The 13,972-nt window shown below is 35.5% G+C and carries 17 protein-coding genes; 7 read left to right on the forward strand and 10 right to left on the reverse strand.

Going from position 1 to position 13,972, the window contains the following annotated elements:
• Nucleotides 1-59: 59 nt before the first annotated feature.
• From BUC31_RS03145 to BUC31_RS03165, 5 genes are all read left to right on the forward strand, one after another.
• Entirely contained in the window at nucleotides 60-827 is a 768-nt protein-coding gene (locus BUC31_RS03145; RefSeq protein ID WP_073241189.1) for an enoyl-CoA hydratase/isomerase family protein, read from the forward strand.
• A 213-nt stretch (nucleotides 828-1,040) separates the two neighbouring features.
• Nucleotides 1,041-1,469 (forward strand): hypothetical protein, encoded by a 429-nt coding sequence (locus BUC31_RS03150; RefSeq protein WP_073241191.1) that lies wholly within the window; start codon nucleotides 1,041-1,043, stop codon nucleotides 1,467-1,469.
• A 56-nt stretch (nucleotides 1,470-1,525) separates the two neighbouring features.
• Nucleotides 1,526-1,975, forward strand: a complete 450-nt coding sequence (locus BUC31_RS03155) for a 6-pyruvoyl trahydropterin synthase family protein (protein ID WP_073241193.1) — start codon at nucleotides 1,526-1,528, stop codon at nucleotides 1,973-1,975.
• 83 nt (nucleotides 1,976-2,058) lie between these two features.
• Nucleotides 2,059-3,045 carry an endonuclease/exonuclease/phosphatase family protein gene (locus tag BUC31_RS03160; RefSeq protein WP_073241195.1) on the forward strand — a complete coding sequence of 329 codons (987 nt, stop codon included), beginning with the start codon at nucleotides 2,059-2,061 and terminating at the stop codon, nucleotides 3,043-3,045.
• A 74-nt stretch (nucleotides 3,046-3,119) separates the two neighbouring features.
• Nucleotides 3,120-3,884: a UDP-2,3-diacylglucosamine diphosphatase gene (locus BUC31_RS03165; protein ID WP_073241197.1), complete on the forward strand. Its 765-nt coding sequence runs from the start codon at nucleotides 3,120-3,122 to the stop codon at nucleotides 3,882-3,884.
• Between the two features lie 640 nt (nucleotides 3,885-4,524).
• Here the strand turns inward: BUC31_RS03165 and BUC31_RS03170 are convergent.
• From BUC31_RS03170 to BUC31_RS03215, 10 genes are all read right to left on the reverse strand, one after another.
• On the reverse strand, nucleotides 4,525-5,787 hold the full coding sequence (locus tag BUC31_RS03170; RefSeq protein WP_073241199.1) for an MFS transporter: 1,263 nt from the start codon (nucleotides 5,785-5,787) through the stop codon (nucleotides 4,525-4,527).
• Between the two features lie 104 nt (nucleotides 5,788-5,891).
• Complete coding sequence (locus BUC31_RS03175) at nucleotides 5,892-6,254, reverse strand: hypothetical protein (protein WP_073241201.1); 363 nt, start codon at nucleotides 6,252-6,254, stop codon at nucleotides 5,892-5,894.
• Nucleotides 6,255-6,316: 62 nt separating this feature from the next.
• Nucleotides 6,317-6,700, reverse strand: a complete 384-nt coding sequence (locus BUC31_RS03180; protein WP_073241203.1) for a VOC family protein — start codon at nucleotides 6,698-6,700, stop codon at nucleotides 6,317-6,319.
• On the reverse strand, nucleotides 6,697-8,385 hold the full coding sequence (recJ, locus tag BUC31_RS03185) for a single-stranded-DNA-specific exonuclease RecJ (protein ID WP_073241205.1): 1,689 nt from the start codon (nucleotides 8,383-8,385) through the stop codon (nucleotides 6,697-6,699). Before recJ ends, BUC31_RS03180 begins: the two co-directional genes overlap by 4 nt.
• A gap of 111 nt (nucleotides 8,386-8,496) precedes the next feature.
• Entirely contained in the window at nucleotides 8,497-8,847 is a 351-nt protein-coding gene (locus BUC31_RS03190) for a four helix bundle protein (RefSeq protein WP_073243718.1), read from the reverse strand.
• A gap of 48 nt (nucleotides 8,848-8,895) precedes the next feature.
• The gene (locus BUC31_RS03195) at nucleotides 8,896-9,324 is read right to left on the reverse strand and encodes an OsmC family protein (protein ID WP_073241207.1); all 429 of its coding nucleotides are present in this window, start codon (nucleotides 9,322-9,324) and stop codon (nucleotides 8,896-8,898) included.
• Nucleotides 9,325-9,515: 191 nt separating this feature from the next.
• Nucleotides 9,516-10,088, reverse strand: a complete 573-nt coding sequence (locus BUC31_RS03200; RefSeq protein ID WP_073241209.1) for a uracil-DNA glycosylase family protein — start codon at nucleotides 10,086-10,088, stop codon at nucleotides 9,516-9,518.
• A gap of 82 nt (nucleotides 10,089-10,170) precedes the next feature.
• Nucleotides 10,171-10,515, reverse strand: a complete 345-nt coding sequence (locus BUC31_RS03205; RefSeq protein WP_073241211.1) for a HopJ type III effector protein — start codon at nucleotides 10,513-10,515, stop codon at nucleotides 10,171-10,173.
• A gap of 5 nt (nucleotides 10,516-10,520) precedes the next feature.
• On the reverse strand, nucleotides 10,521-11,192 hold the full coding sequence (rsmI, locus tag BUC31_RS03210) for a 16S rRNA (cytidine(1402)-2'-O)-methyltransferase (protein ID WP_073241213.1): 672 nt from the start codon (nucleotides 11,190-11,192) through the stop codon (nucleotides 10,521-10,523).
• A gap of 154 nt (nucleotides 11,193-11,346) precedes the next feature.
• The gene (locus BUC31_RS03215; protein ID WP_073241215.1) at nucleotides 11,347-12,039 is read right to left on the reverse strand and encodes a hypothetical protein; all 693 of its coding nucleotides are present in this window, start codon (nucleotides 12,037-12,039) and stop codon (nucleotides 11,347-11,349) included.
• A gap of 104 nt (nucleotides 12,040-12,143) precedes the next feature.
• Here BUC31_RS03215 and BUC31_RS03220 point away from each other — a divergent pair, with 104 nt between their 5' ends.
• Nucleotides 12,144-12,788: a thymidine kinase gene (locus BUC31_RS03220; protein WP_073241217.1), complete on the forward strand. Its 645-nt coding sequence runs from the start codon at nucleotides 12,144-12,146 to the stop codon at nucleotides 12,786-12,788.
• The gene (gene alr, locus BUC31_RS03225) at nucleotides 12,781-13,887 is read left to right on the forward strand and encodes an alanine racemase (RefSeq protein WP_073243720.1); all 1,107 of its coding nucleotides are present in this window, start codon (nucleotides 12,781-12,783) and stop codon (nucleotides 13,885-13,887) included. The genes BUC31_RS03220 and alr overlap by 8 nt, the downstream gene beginning before the upstream one ends.
• Nucleotides 13,888-13,972: the final 85 nt, after the last annotated feature.

Raw genomic sequence — 13,972 nt, forward strand, 5'->3', positions numbered from 1 at the left:
GCTACTTCAAGACAAATCTCGAAGTATGTAATCTCGATTATCGAGTAAAATAAAATGCTATGGTCACTTCAAGAAAAAATGGAAGTTTATATACACGAATAGATGGTAAAGTTGCTCATGTAGAGTTTGGGCATCCTGCTAGTAATTCATTCGTTTCTGAACTTCTAGAACGCTTAACAGACACTATTAATGAGCTTTCTGAAGATGAGGTCGTATCTGTTATCCTATTAAAATCTGAAGGAGAAAAAGCTTTTTGTGCCGGTGCTTCTTTTGATGAGTTACTTGAAGTTTCTAATCTTGAAGAAGGTAAAGCATTTTTTAGCGGTTTTGCCCATGTCATTAATGCCATGCGTACGTGTAAAAAGGTAATTGTAGGTCGTGTACATGGTAAAACTGTTGGTGGTGGCGTAGGTCTTGCCGCTGCTTGTGATTATGTGTATTCTAATGTAAATGCATCAATTAAACTATCAGAACTTAGTATTGGTATTGCTCCTTTAGTAATTGCCCCTGCTGTAGCTCGTAAAATAGGTACTGCCGCTATGGGCGAAATGTCTTTAGCACCTACCGAATGGAAAAGCGCATATTGGGCTCAAGAAAAAGGCTTGTTCAATAAAGTGTACGACTCTGCACAAGAAATGGACAAGGAACTTGATTTCTTCATTCACAAATTGGCCAGCTATAATGCTGATGCTTTAACTGAATGGAAGAAAGTTTTATGGGAAGGTACCGACCATTGGGATACCTTATTGACAGAACGCGCAGCGATCACCGGAAAATTAGCCCTTTCTGATTTTACTAGAAACGCTCTGTCAAAATTTAAAAAATAAACAATAACTGAAACAGCCTTTCGTTCTGTTTCTAAATAATTAGTATGGATTTCTTTCAATTTTTAAACGGTAACCTAGTATTTCCAGTTCTTGCACTATCTGTTTTGATCATTTATTTCGTAAACAAAATGCGCGCAAAGAAGAAATACAAGAGGTAATTCAACACCCTACGCAACTAATCGGTATTCGAGCATCTTGTAAAAAACCAGTTTTATGTTCGCAAAAATCACATTAGTTTTTCTATCTATATTTCTTGTTGCCTGTAACGACAAAGACGATTCTATTGAACAACAAGATTGTTCTACGGCTATATGCACCCTAAATTTTGTTACCATTACGGTCAGTGTAATAGACGCATCGGGCGAAGCTATTGCATTAGATAGTTATGAGGTCATAGATACTGAAACAGGTAAAAACATAGCTGAAGATTTTAACGGCGAAGAATATCAATACCTTAAAGAGCAAGGTTTCTACCCTATTCTTAGTGATGCCAATCGTATTCAATACCAAAATACTACGGCAACACTTACTTTCAAAGGCTTTATTGCTGCTGAAGAGGTCATCACTGAAGATTATGAAGTTGGTGCAGACTGTTGCCACGTTAGCTTAATCACTGGAAATACCGAGATTGTTTTAGAATGATTTCTCTATATAAATCCTTTTAAAGATTCCCTACCTTTGCCATATAATTATAGGCTATGAGCAATATTCGTATTACCAAACAATTCAATTTTGAAACGGGACATGCACTTTACGGTTATGACGGTAAATGTAGAAATGTGCACGGTCATAGCTATAAATTATCCGTAACCGTTATTGGCAGACCTATTACAGACACCAGCCACGTAAAATTAGGAATGGTGATAGATTTTGGTGATCTAAAGAAAATAGTCAAAGAAGATATCGTTGATATTTTTGATCATTCTACGGTATTCAATAAAAACACACCTCATGTTGAACTTGCCAAAGAATTAACTGATAGAGGACACAGTGTTATTTTGGCAGATTACCAACCTACTAGTGAGAATATGGTAATCGATTTTGCAGCGAAAATTAAATCTCGCCTTCCAGAGAACATTTCATTATTCTCTTTAAAACTGCAAGAAACAGATACTTCTTTTGCAGAATGGTATGCTAGTGATAATTAAGTTCAACAAAACTTAACCTTTTACTTTCTTTACAAGCTTATAAATTGTTTTATTTTTAGGGTAATTCCTTAATATATAACAACATGACCAAGCATCATATTTACTGGTGGAATCTTGAAAACCTGTTCGATGTAGAAAATTCTCCCAGACGAAGTGAATTTTTAAACAACCACTTGGGTAAGGAACTCGACGGATGGAGTGCTGCTATTCTAGACCAAAAAATAGCCAATCTAACAGCTGTTATTTCAAAATTCAATAACGGTGAAGGTCCAGATATATTGGGTGTTTGTGAGGTAGAAAACGAGTATGTTATTGAGCTACTTATAGATGCCATGAGTGCTGCCTTAAATAAGAACTACGGTTTTGTAATTTCTGAAGGTGATGATAAAAGAGGTATTGACACTGCCCTTATTTATGATAAAACCAAATACGGACCAGAACAGCAAACGTTTAGTCTACGTATTATAAAAAAAAATACGACCAGAGATTTGTTTCAAGTTCATATCAATACTGCCAATGGCAATAAGCTGGTATGTGTACTTAACCATTGGCCATCTAGATCTGGTGGTGAACTCGAAAGCGAGCCATTTAGAATTATGGTTGCCGAAAATTTATCATATTGGATAGAGAGAATTTACGAAGAGCAAGGCGATGATGCCAATATTATATTAATGGGCGATTTTAATGATAACCCATATAACAAGAGTATTACAGCATATTTAAAGGCTATTAATAACAAAGCCTTGGTGAAAAGTAATAGAGTGCGCCTAAAGTACTTCTATAATGTAATGCATAGATTTTTAGATGCTCAAATAGGCACATTCGTATTCGGTAATGAATACAACATGCTTGATCAGTTTATGATTTCTAAAAGTATTTTATCAGAGAAATCAGAATTACCTTTTAAATTAAGTACTGCAGAAATCATTGCCTACCCTGAGCTCACTTCTGGATCTTACCAAAAACCGGTAAAGTTTGGTAGACCAAATTCATCTACATTTAACGAAAAAGGATTTAGTGATCACCTACCAATAAAAATGGTATTGAACGAGAAAGATACTGCCGTTTAATTTAGAATAGCATTCTCTTATTTTGATGTGTGTATTCCCTAGGTACGCAAAACAGTTATTATATTTACATCCTGATGACGAATATTGAACTTCCTGCAGGAAAAAAAGTATATTTTGCTAGTGATAACCACCTAGGTGCACCTACTATGGAAGAAAGTAGGTTGAGAGAATTGAAGTTTATTCGCTGGCTAGATACGATCAAGTCTGATGCCGGAGTGATTTTCTTAATGGGCGATTTGTTCGATTTTTGGTTTGAATACACCACCGTTATCCCAAAAGGATTTACTAGAACACTTGGGAAACTTGCAGAACTTTCTGATGCCGGCATTCAAATACAGTACTTTGTAGGTAACCACGATCTTTGGATGAATGGTTACTTTGAAGAAGAATTAAATATACCTGTATACCACAAACCTCAGCAGTATTCTATAAACGGAGCTTCCTTCTTTGTTGGGCATGGTGACGGACTAGGACCGGACGATAAGGGCTTTAAAAGAATGAAGAAGGTATTTACCAACCCTCTAGCCAAATGGTTCTTTAAATGGCTTCACCCAGATATTGGTGTTCGTTTAGCAAAACACCTTTCTGTAAGCAATAAATTAATCAGTGGTGATGATGATGCCAAGTTCTTAGGTGAAGACAAAGAATGGCTGGTGCTATATGCCAAACGAAAGTTAGAAACTCAACATTATGACCATTTCATTTTTGGTCATAGACATCTTCCTTTAGAAATAGAATTGAAAGAAAATTCAAAATATACCAATCTTGGAGATTGGATCAATTACTACACCTATGCAGAGTTTGACGGCAAGCAACTTTCATTGAAAGAATTCAGCTAAATTTCAGCAAAAACATCGACAAAATACACAAATTTAATTGTAATCCTTTTCTTACAACATAAATTAAGCAGTTCACAACAATAGTTTTATAAAACTAGTTCTTCGTTATATCTTTACAGTGTTATTAAGTTTAAGTGTTGAACCCAAATCTTCGCATTACCTACAAGTTTCCCTAGCTTAAAACCCAAATTTTAAGTGTACCTATTTTAAAGAATAGCCCCTATTTTAGGGGCTTTTTCGTTGTTTTAATTTTTTTTCTTAAATGATAATTATTCAAGTTTAAAAAAATCTTATGCATTTTTAAAAAGGGATATGGTATACAATCACACTTCAGAAAAACAAATAATTTACATTTTTTATATGATGTCTTTTTTTTACAAAATCAGACTAATTAAAGTTAAAAATACTATCAAACAACATGTAATCCTTTTCCTACATGTTAAAAATGACACTTCACAACAAAAGTTAGTGTAAACTACCAATTGATGATACCTTTACATTGTTGTTAAGATTAAGTGTTGATTCCCAAATCTACAGTTACCTAAAAGTTCCCCCGCTTAATGACCCAAACATTAAGCATCACCTACAATAAAAAAAGCCCCTAATTAGGGGCTTTTTTTATGATATGAATCTAAGTTCTTTAACTCTCATGGTCTTCTACATCTTTCTGCAAATCTAGCTTTCTAAACTTAGGCGAAACGATGGCAGTAAGTCCGACCGTTAATAAAGTCATGGTACCACCAAAAACAACAGCTGTTACCGTTCCCATTAATTTAGCAGTGAGTCCGCTCTCGAAAGCTCCAAGCTCATTAGATGATCCTACAAACATAGAATTTACAGAGGCTACACGCCCACGCATATTATCAGGTGTCTTTAATTGCAATATCGTTTGTCTTATAATCATGGACACCCCGTCTACTGCACCACTTAAAAATAATGCTATAACCGATAACCAGAAATAGGTAGATAGACCAAATACAATCATACATACTCCAAAGCCAAATACGGCGAATAATAATTTCTTACCTGCATTTTTATGTAACGGAAACCTAGTAGACCCCAACATTGTTATGGCTGCCCCAACAGCAGGTGCCGCTCTTAACACACCAAAACCTTCTGAACCTACGTTTAGAATATCTTGTGCAAAAATAGGTAACAGTGCTACGGCTCCACCAAAGAGTACGGCAATCATATCTAAGGTCAACGCACCTAATACTGCTCTTGTTTTAAACACAAAGTTTAACCCTTCTTTTAAACTCTGAAAGACCGGCTCCCCAATTTTAGGATTTAGTATTGGTTTCTTTGAAATATTAAATAATGCCGTCAATGCAAGCAACGAAAAGCCAAAAATGACGCACATAGACCAATGCACTCCTATAAGACTAATAGAAAACCCTGCTAATGCCGGACCAAGAACTGATGCCATTTGCCACGTAGTACTGCTCCAAGTTGCAGCATTGGGGTATATTTTTTTGGGAACGATCAAAGCGATAAGAGAAAAAATAGTTGGTCCTAAAAATGCTCTTACCAATCCACCAAAAAATACGAGGGTATAGATACCGTATAGAATTACTTTGGTTTCATAAGTCTCTAAAACCGAAGGTAGGCTCAACATAAACAAACCGAAGCTAATTACAGAAAAGCCACAAATACATTTTATTAAAAGGTTCCGTTTTTCTTTTTGATCCACAATGTGTCCGGCAAAAAGTGCCATACTCACTGCGGGTATTACTTCCATTAAACCAATTATACCTAATGATAATGGGTCTTTTGTCATGGAATACACTTGCCACTCTATGACAATGAACTGCATTGACCAAGCAAAAACCATGGCAAAACGAACTAGAAGAAAAATATTGAATTCTTTAAATCTTAAAGCAGCATAGGGATCATTAACGCTCATAGTGTAATCGCTAAATAGATTCCAAATATATTTAATAAAATACAGTGCATATGGCGATTCACTAACTAATTACTTAATAGAATGAATATGTTATTTATTGAATACTAATCAATTCCTAATTCACCAAAAAAGGAATCTAATTCAAGCTTGAATAATGTACCATTTATTAAATCTCTTACCTCAATAGCTTCTTGATAACTTACGGCAAAAGTTACTTGGTGAGCGGGAGTATTCAATAATAATGACCTACAAGTCTCTTTAGTTTTACAATCACCACAGAGATTTCCCTTTCCGTTTTCTATAGTATCTTTTATGCAAGTGGAAAAATAACGTAATTCGCTTTGGGTAAGCAATAGTCCAATATCCCTAAAAATCACTTGTACTTTATTAGATTGGGTGGGTTTCTCTTTTTTCCATTGAAAGGCTATTCCAAAGTCATTCTGGTAAATAGGATGTATATCGTTCATAAGAATCTACATATTTAATATAAATATATGAATCTTATTTAGAATAATTATAAATAGTATTGTTAAATGGTGATTTCTATTTGATTTCCTTCTGGGTCTAGAATGACACTTTCATAGTATCCATCGCCTGTAGTTCTTGGCTCACCGGTTATTTTGTATCCATCTTTTCTTAGCTTTTCAGTTAACATATCTACCTGTTCTTTTGAACCTACTGACATGGCAAAATGTATAAATCCGATATTTACAGCCTTATCAGTAGATGCATGAATAGATGGTTTATGCATGATCTCTAACCTTGCCCCATCAGTAAAACTTAAAAAGTAAGATGTAAACTGTTTAGCCGTATTATGATACTTTTCTCCTGCTAGCGCATTAAAATACGTTTCATAAAATGCACGCATTGCTTCTAAATCAGTCACCCAAATAGCAATATGCTCTATTCTCATTTAATGTCCCTTAATTTTAATTGTAAACTAACATTGCCCTGCCATTCATTTTCATCAATAGAAAAAACAGCGCTAAAAGGTTTTCTGCCAGTTACCAATGAAAGTTTATCACCCATATTAAAACCAATACCGTCAATTCTATGACTGCCTTGCTGTACCACCGAAACTTTTAAATGTGCTTCTTCTTTCCCAACACCTTTTGCATAACCGGCATCTTTTAAATCTTCGGCCATAAATACCGGTGACATATTACCTGGACCAAAAGGAGCAAATTGTTTTAAAATCCGCATTAATTTTGCATTAATATCTTTTAACTCAATTACGGTATCAATACTAATTTCAGGTATCAACATTTGTGGGTCGATACTCTCTTTCACCACTTTCTCAAATTGATGTTTGAAGTTGTTATACTGTTCTTCTAACATCGTTAATCCTGCCGCATATTTGTGTCCGCCAAACTGTTCTATATAGTCTGCACAACCTTCTAAAGCATTGTACACATCAAAACCTCTAACCGATCTTGCCGATGCTGCCAACTTATCGCCGCTTTTGGTAAAAACGAGTGTTGGTCTATAGTAGGTTTCGGTTAATCTAGATGCTACTATACCAATAACCCCTTTATGCCAAGTATCTTTATAAACGACAGAAGTAAACCCTTCTTCTTCTTGATTTTCTTGAATTTGCCCAAGTGCTTCTATCGTAATTTCCTGATCCAAGCCCCTTCTATCTGTATTGAATATTTCAATTTCGGCAGCGTATTTTATGGCTTGGTCAATATTGGTCTCGGTCAATAGATTTACCGCATACTGACCATGTTTCATTCTACCGGCAGCATTAATTCTAGGCGCAATAATGAACACTACATCTGTAATCGTAAGTTCTGTTTTATTGATTTGATTAATAATAGCTTTAAATCCGGCTCTAGGCTGCTGATTAATAACCTGTAAGCCATAAAAAGCCAATATTCGATTCTCTCCTGTTATCGGTACAATATCTGCCCCAATCGCAGTTGCCACTAAATCAAGGTAATAGATAACATCGTCAATAGTTTCTCCTCTTTGAGATCCTAATGCCTGAATTAACTTAAAACCTACACCGCAACCACATAATTCATCATAAGGATATGAACAATCTTCTCTTTTTGGATCTAAAACTGCTACTGCACTTGGTAATATTGTACCAGGTCTATGATGGTCACAGATAATGAAATCAATTCCTTTTTCTTTTGCGTAGGCTACTTTGTCAATTGCCTTCACTCCACAATCCAACGCAACAATTAAGGTGAATCCGTTATCCTCTGCAAAGTCAATTCCTTTATATGATACTCCGTATCCCTCATCATACCGATCCGGAATATACGTTGCCACATTAGGATAGTAACTTAATAGGTACGACGACATTAAAGCAACAGCGGTTGTACCATCTACATCATAATCGCCATATACCAAGATATTCTCTCCGTTGGCAATGGCTTCTTCAATTCTGTTTACTGCAATATCCATGTCCTTCATTAGAAAAGGATCATGTAAATCTTCTAACTGCGGACGAAAGAAATCTTTCGCCTCTTCATACGTAGAAATTCCTCTTTGCAACAATAGCTGCGCCACCAAATCATCGACCTTTAACGCACTCGCTAAAGTATCAATATCTTCTTGTTTCGGTTTTGGTTTAATTGTCCAGCGCATTTTTTCAAATTAAAGTTCAAGTTCAAAAATCAAGTTCAAGTTCAAGTTCAAGTTCAAGTTCAAAAATGCTCAAATAGAATCTTTAAACCTCCTTTAAAATTTGAATTTCGGTTACTTTTTATTTTTAATGATTGTTGCTATAATTCTTATTAATTGTTCTAATTCGTCTAATATTTCAAATCTTTTAGCTGCATTTCCATATTCTACTTTAGTCAAAATCTTAAGATTGACCCTAGACTCCTTCAATTCTTTTAAAGATATAGAAGCTTTATTGATATAATCCTTAACCGTATTTGTTCCTTGCGCTTCACCAAAATTAAGCGCAGAACTCCCTGCTGACCTTAATAGTTGATTACCATAATACTGACCGGTCATATCAGACGGCAAGTCCTTACAAAAAAGTACAATATTGGCAGCAAAATCAACCAATCTATCTTCAAGGTCAAACTTTTTATCTGGCATCATTTTTATTTGAACTTGAACTTGTTACTTGCGATTGAACTTGTAAATTTATTTCTTATGAAAAACAGTCTTAATCTCTAGTTCAGCGAATTGTCTGAACATTTCCATTACTCCACAATATTTTTCAATAGATAAATCTACCGCTCTTTGTAGTTTTTTCTCGTTTAGGTTTTCACCATGAAAATGATATTCTATAACTACTTTATCATAAAACTTAGGATGCTCATCTGTTAGGTTTGCGATTGTTTCAATGTTGAACTCATCTACCTCTAACTTCATCTTCTTAAACATTGCCGCTACATCTAAGCCAGAACAACCTGCCAATGAAGATAACATTAATGCTTTAGGTCTATAACCACTACCATCACCACCGTCTTCTTTGGCGATATCCATTCTCAATGAATGCCCAGATGGGTTATTACTTTCAAAGGACATGTTACCCAGCCACTTTGTGCTAATATGATTTGTTGTACTCATAATTTTATGTTTTTTGTAGGCTACAAAAATACAACAATATAGGCTGGGATGTTGTTTGGTAGATGGATGAAAAGAGCTAATGATTTAGGTGTTGGCTGTTGGCTGTTGGCTGTTGGCTGTTGGCTGTTGGCTGTTGGCTGTTGGCTGTTGGCAAAATAAAAATCTGTCTTTGGAAGTGCAAGACAAACTGTTTATTTCAAAATATCAGCAACCAACTCCTTCAACTCCCCAACAACATCTTCCTCGAACCAAGGGTTCTTACTACGCCAAAAGCGATTTACTGGTGATGGATGCGGTAAAAGAAAATACTTTGGCAAGTATTCTTTATAATGCAATACATTTTCGGTCAGGTTCTTTTTGGACTGCTTCCCTAAATATTGATCTTGAGAATATTTACCGATTAAAAGAATCAATTTTACATTAGAAAACTGTTCCCAAACACGTGAATGCCACAAGGGAGCACATTCCTTTCTTGGTGGCAAATCGCCCGTTTTTCCTTTACCAGGATAACAGAAACCCATGGGCAATACAGCAAAATTATCGGGATTATAGAATACCTCTTCGCTTACACCTAGCCATTCCCTTAATTTTCCTCCGCTTGGGTCGTCCCAAGCTTTATTTTCTACATGTGCCTTTCTACCTGGTGCCTGACTTACTAATATAATTTTAGAATTAATAGTACCTGCAACAATAGGTCTTGGTTCTAAAGGCAAATGTGCCTTACAAACCTCGCATCCTCTTATTTCAGATAATAAACCTTCCATCTTATTTATTTATGGTCATAACAGCCCCAATTATTGTAGACGGAAATAATTCGTACTAATTTGACAAGCCAAGGTTCGCCCCTTAAATCAATTGTAATGCCTCACCATCAAAGCTTAAACCTTCGAAACCAGTTTTTATAAAGTTTCTAATATTTTGGTGAGAGCTACCTTTAAGGTCAAGAAGTACTTCGTCAAAATAATACTGACCAAAACAAGCTAGAGTTTCTTCTTTATTAAGTCCTTCTTTAATAGCAAAAGAAAATAATTTGCACGAACCGGAATTCTGACCAACCTCGTTACTTACATTACCGTTAGTATATGCCGTTGGTGTAAAACTGTACTTAGAATCTATTACCGCCATAGTGTCTGAAAAGGAAATATCCTTTGGACTAGCAGCTAATTTTATCTTGAATTCTTGTATTGTCATAATGTTTATTTATTCCCCCCAACTACAATTACTATTTCTCCTTTTGGTGGTTTTTCTGTGTAATGCTTCAGTACTTCTTCTGCAGTACCTCTAATTGTTTCTTCATAAAGTTTTGTCAACTCCCTTGAAACGGAAACAGGTCTTTCTGCTCCGAAGTATTCTACAAAATGAGCTAAGGTCTTCAATAATTTATGCGGAGATTCATAAAATATAATGGTACGTGGTTCCTCTGCCAATAGTTTTAAACGGGTTTGTCGCCCTTTCTTAACCGGTAAAAATCCCTCAAAAACAAACTTATCATTTGGCAAACCACTATTGACCAAAGCTGGTACAAAAGCCGTTGCACCTGGTAAACATTCTACCTCAATACCTGCTTCAACACAGGCACGTGTCAATAAAAATCCAGGATCAGAAATTGCCGGCGTACCTGCATCTGAAATCAAAGCAATGTTCTCACCCCCCTTTAATTTGCCCACCAAATAGTCTACCATATTATGCTCGTTGTGCATATGATGGCTTTTCATCTGGGTGCCAATCTCAAAATGATGCAATAATTTGCCGCTGGTACGTGTGTCTTCCGCCAGAATTAAATCTACTTCTTTAAGAATACGAATTGCCCTTAAGGTCATATCCTCTAAATTTCCGATCGGTGTAGGTACTAAATAAAGCTTTCCCATGTATTTAAAGTAAAAAACCTCAAGGCATGACCACGAGGCATTGAATTGAAAATTTAAATTAGATTTCGACGCAAACGCAAGAGCATTTAAATCTCTATTATCGAGCAAAAAACCCAACACCGTTGCTGGGTTGCTGATACATAAATGATATTAATTAAGAGAATCTACGAGATACCAATTCAATAAATCGCTCTTCATATGATTCTTTACCTGCCCAATTATTATAGTCTGGTTTTACCATATTTTTTATAAAAGATATCGAACGCTCTTCTGTATCAATAGTATTTAACTGAGATAGCACACGGTTATAATCTTCCATGTTATCATTGAACAAATGTTTTACAAATGCCAAGCGATCATTCAAATCTACTTTTACATTACTTTTTGCCAAACGGTCATTTAATGATTTTGGTGCGGCATCCTTTTGCTTTAAGTCTTCTTTAGATGGTGTAAAAAGCTCCATGTCATTTTTCATTAGATTAGGCTTAGACATAAATTCTGCCAACACATCTTCTAATTGATCATTATCGGGCATTTCAGAAATAAATCCTTTAATGGTTTCCATGCCTGGATGCTTAACAATATCCTCATCATGTGGATTACTCTCTGGCACTCCTGTATTTCCCTTTAATACCGCATTTGCCATTTCTTCAAATTTTGCCGCAATAGCATTTTTAGAAACATCAACTTCCATATCATTGAGTTCTACCTCAATAAACTTAAGCACAGCAAGTTTCTCATATAGGTTTTTAGAAACCTCATACAAATTTGTTACATCATCTAAATTATCAGCAGTCAAAATTTCTGTAGATAACTTTCTCAATTCCAGTTTCAACTTATTTTTCATCTCACAAATTTTACGGTAAAGACTTAAATAGTGGGTTTTTTAAATACCTTTATCATCTTTAAAGAATAAACGAAAAACCCATTATTTTCGTCTAAAATTACAAAATGTTTCTTGAAAACACAGTTAATCATAAAGAACAATTCGGCTGGATAGAAGTCATTGCCGGGTCGATGTTTTCTGGAAAGACAGAAGAATTGATTCGTAGACTTAAAAGAGCGCAGTTTGCCAAATTAAAGGTTGAAATCTTTAAACCTATGGTAGATACCCGTTATGATGATGAAATGGTGGTATCGCACGATGCCAACGAAATTCGTTCTACGCCAGTACCCGCAGCTGCAAATATTCGTATTCTAGCAGATACTTGCGACGTTATTGGTATAGATGAAGCCCAATTTTTTGATGATGAAATAGTCACTGTTTGCAATGACCTAGCAAATAAAGGTGTTAGAGTTATTGTTGCCGGACTAGACATGGACTTTAAAGGTAAACCCTTCGGGCCTATGCCTGCTTTAATGGCTACCGCAGAATATGTTACCAAAGTACATGCCATTTGCACACGTACGGGCAACTTGGCAAATTATAGTTTTAGAAAATCTAACAACGATAAATTGGTCATGTTGGGCGAAGTAAATGAATATGAACCTTTAAGTAGAGGCGCATATTACAAAGCTATGCTTAAAGAAAAGGTGAAAACGATGGATGTAAAATCTGAGGAAATAGATACCATCAAAAAGAATGAAAATGGCTAAGGCAGAGGAAACCGTTTTAGAAATTGACCTAAAAGCACTTGGTCATAACTACACTTTTTTACGCTCTAAAATAAAGCCTGAAACCAAATTTATGGCGGTAGTAAAAGCTTATGCTTATGGCAGTGATTCTGTTGCTATTGCCACATACCTTCAAAATTTAGGTGTTGATTATTTTGCCGTTGCTTATGTAAATGAAGGCATAACGCTTAGAGAAGGTGGTATTACCGCTCCTATTTTAGTGCTTCACCCACAGAAAACTCATTTTAAAACGCTCATTGAAAACAATCTTGAGCCCAGCATATATTCTAAAGCTATTCTATCTGATTTTATAGCAACTGCCGAAGAAACGGGTAAGACAGATTACCCAATTCACTTAAAATTTAATACGGGACTCAATAGATTAGGTTTTTCTACGGAAGACTTACCTGAAATCTCAACGCTTATTGAGCAACAAAAAGCAGTTCAGGTAATTGCGTTGTTGTCACACTTAGCAGCTACTGAAGATGCTAACGAAACCGACTTTACCAACCTTCAATTAGAACGGTTTGATGCTATTTGCCAACAGGCAGATGCACTTTTTAAAACCAAGACTTTAAAGCATGTGCTCAATACCTCGGGTATTATCAATTATGGAGATGCACAATATGATATGGTAAGAAGTGGAATCGGACTTTATGGTTATGGTAACGAACCACATGTAGATGCAGCGTTAAAACCAGTAATGACCTTAAAAACGATTATTTCTCAAAAACATACGATACCTAAAGGTGAATCTGTTGGCTATAATCGTAAATACAAATCTGACCACAAAACCATAACAGCTACATTGCCTTTGGGTCATGCAGATGGTATAGGTAGAGAATATGGCCATGGAAAAACATATGTAAGTATACATGGAAAACTAGCCCCAATTATTGGAAATGTTTGTATGGATATGATAATGGTAGACGTCACCAACATTGAATGTGAAGAAGGGGATGAAGTAGAGATTTTTGGAAAAAACCTGTCCGCAAACGAATTTGCGGAAACTGCCCAAACCATCACTTATGAAATACTTACGGGACTTTCTCAACGCATTAAGCGAATTATTAAAAATTGATTCGTTAACATTTCATTAAGGAATCGATTTTTTTAGTAAATTGCGTTACTTTTTAAAATTAACCATTAATATAAATTAAGTAAAC

It is taken from the genome of Maribacter aquivivus, from assembly GCF_900142175.1.
Taxonomy (GTDB): domain Bacteria; phylum Bacteroidota; class Bacteroidia; order Flavobacteriales; family Flavobacteriaceae; genus Maribacter; species Maribacter aquivivus.

What these genes read in the sequence shown, in the direction of transcription:
- BUC31_RS03195 (WP_073241207.1), bottom strand. Translation starts at nt 9,324, where the DNA reads ATGAGTACAACAAATCATATTAGCACAAAGTGGCTGGGTAACATGTCC.
- BUC31_RS03200 (WP_073241209.1), bottom strand. Translation starts at nt 10,088, where the DNA reads ATGGAAGGTTTATTATCTGAAATAAGAGGATGCGAGGTTTGTAAGGCA.
- BUC31_RS03215 (WP_073241215.1), bottom strand. Translation starts at nt 12,039, where the DNA reads ATGAAAAATAAGTTGAAACTGGAATTGAGAAAGTTATCTACAGAAATT.
- BUC31_RS03190 (WP_073243718.1), bottom strand. Translation starts at nt 8,847, where the DNA reads ATGCCAGATAAAAAGTTTGACCTTGAAGATAGATTGGTTGATTTTGCT.
- BUC31_RS03180 (WP_073241203.1), bottom strand. Translation starts at nt 6,700, where the DNA reads ATGAGAATAGAGCATATTGCTATTTGGGTGACTGATTTAGAAGCAATG.
- BUC31_RS03170 (WP_073241199.1), bottom strand. Translation starts at nt 5,787, where the DNA reads ATGAGCGTTAATGATCCCTATGCTGCTTTAAGATTTAAAGAATTCAAT.
- BUC31_RS03150 (WP_073241191.1), top strand. Translation starts at nt 1,041, where the DNA reads ATGTTCGCAAAAATCACATTAGTTTTTCTATCTATATTTCTTGTTGCC.
- BUC31_RS03145 (WP_073241189.1), top strand. Translation starts at nt 60, where the DNA reads ATGGTCACTTCAAGAAAAAATGGAAGTTTATATACACGAATAGATGGT.
- recJ (WP_073241205.1), bottom strand. Translation starts at nt 8,385, where the DNA reads ATGCGCTGGACAATTAAACCAAAACCGAAACAAGAAGATATTGATACT.
- BUC31_RS03165 (WP_073241197.1), top strand. Translation starts at nt 3,120, where the DNA reads ATGACGAATATTGAACTTCCTGCAGGAAAAAAAGTATATTTTGCTAGT.
- alr (WP_073243720.1), top strand. Translation starts at nt 12,781, where the DNA reads ATGGCTAAGGCAGAGGAAACCGTTTTAGAAATTGACCTAAAAGCACTT.
- BUC31_RS03175 (WP_073241201.1), bottom strand. Translation starts at nt 6,254, where the DNA reads ATGAACGATATACATCCTATTTACCAGAATGACTTTGGAATAGCCTTT.
- BUC31_RS03160 (WP_073241195.1), top strand. Translation starts at nt 2,059, where the DNA reads ATGACCAAGCATCATATTTACTGGTGGAATCTTGAAAACCTGTTCGAT.
- BUC31_RS03220 (WP_073241217.1), top strand. Translation starts at nt 12,144, where the DNA reads ATGTTTCTTGAAAACACAGTTAATCATAAAGAACAATTCGGCTGGATA.
- BUC31_RS03205 (WP_073241211.1), bottom strand. Translation starts at nt 10,515, where the DNA reads ATGACAATACAAGAATTCAAGATAAAATTAGCTGCTAGTCCAAAGGAT.
- rsmI (WP_073241213.1), bottom strand. Translation starts at nt 11,192, where the DNA reads ATGGGAAAGCTTTATTTAGTACCTACACCGATCGGAAATTTAGAGGAT.
- BUC31_RS03155 (WP_073241193.1), top strand. Translation starts at nt 1,526, where the DNA reads ATGAGCAATATTCGTATTACCAAACAATTCAATTTTGAAACGGGACAT.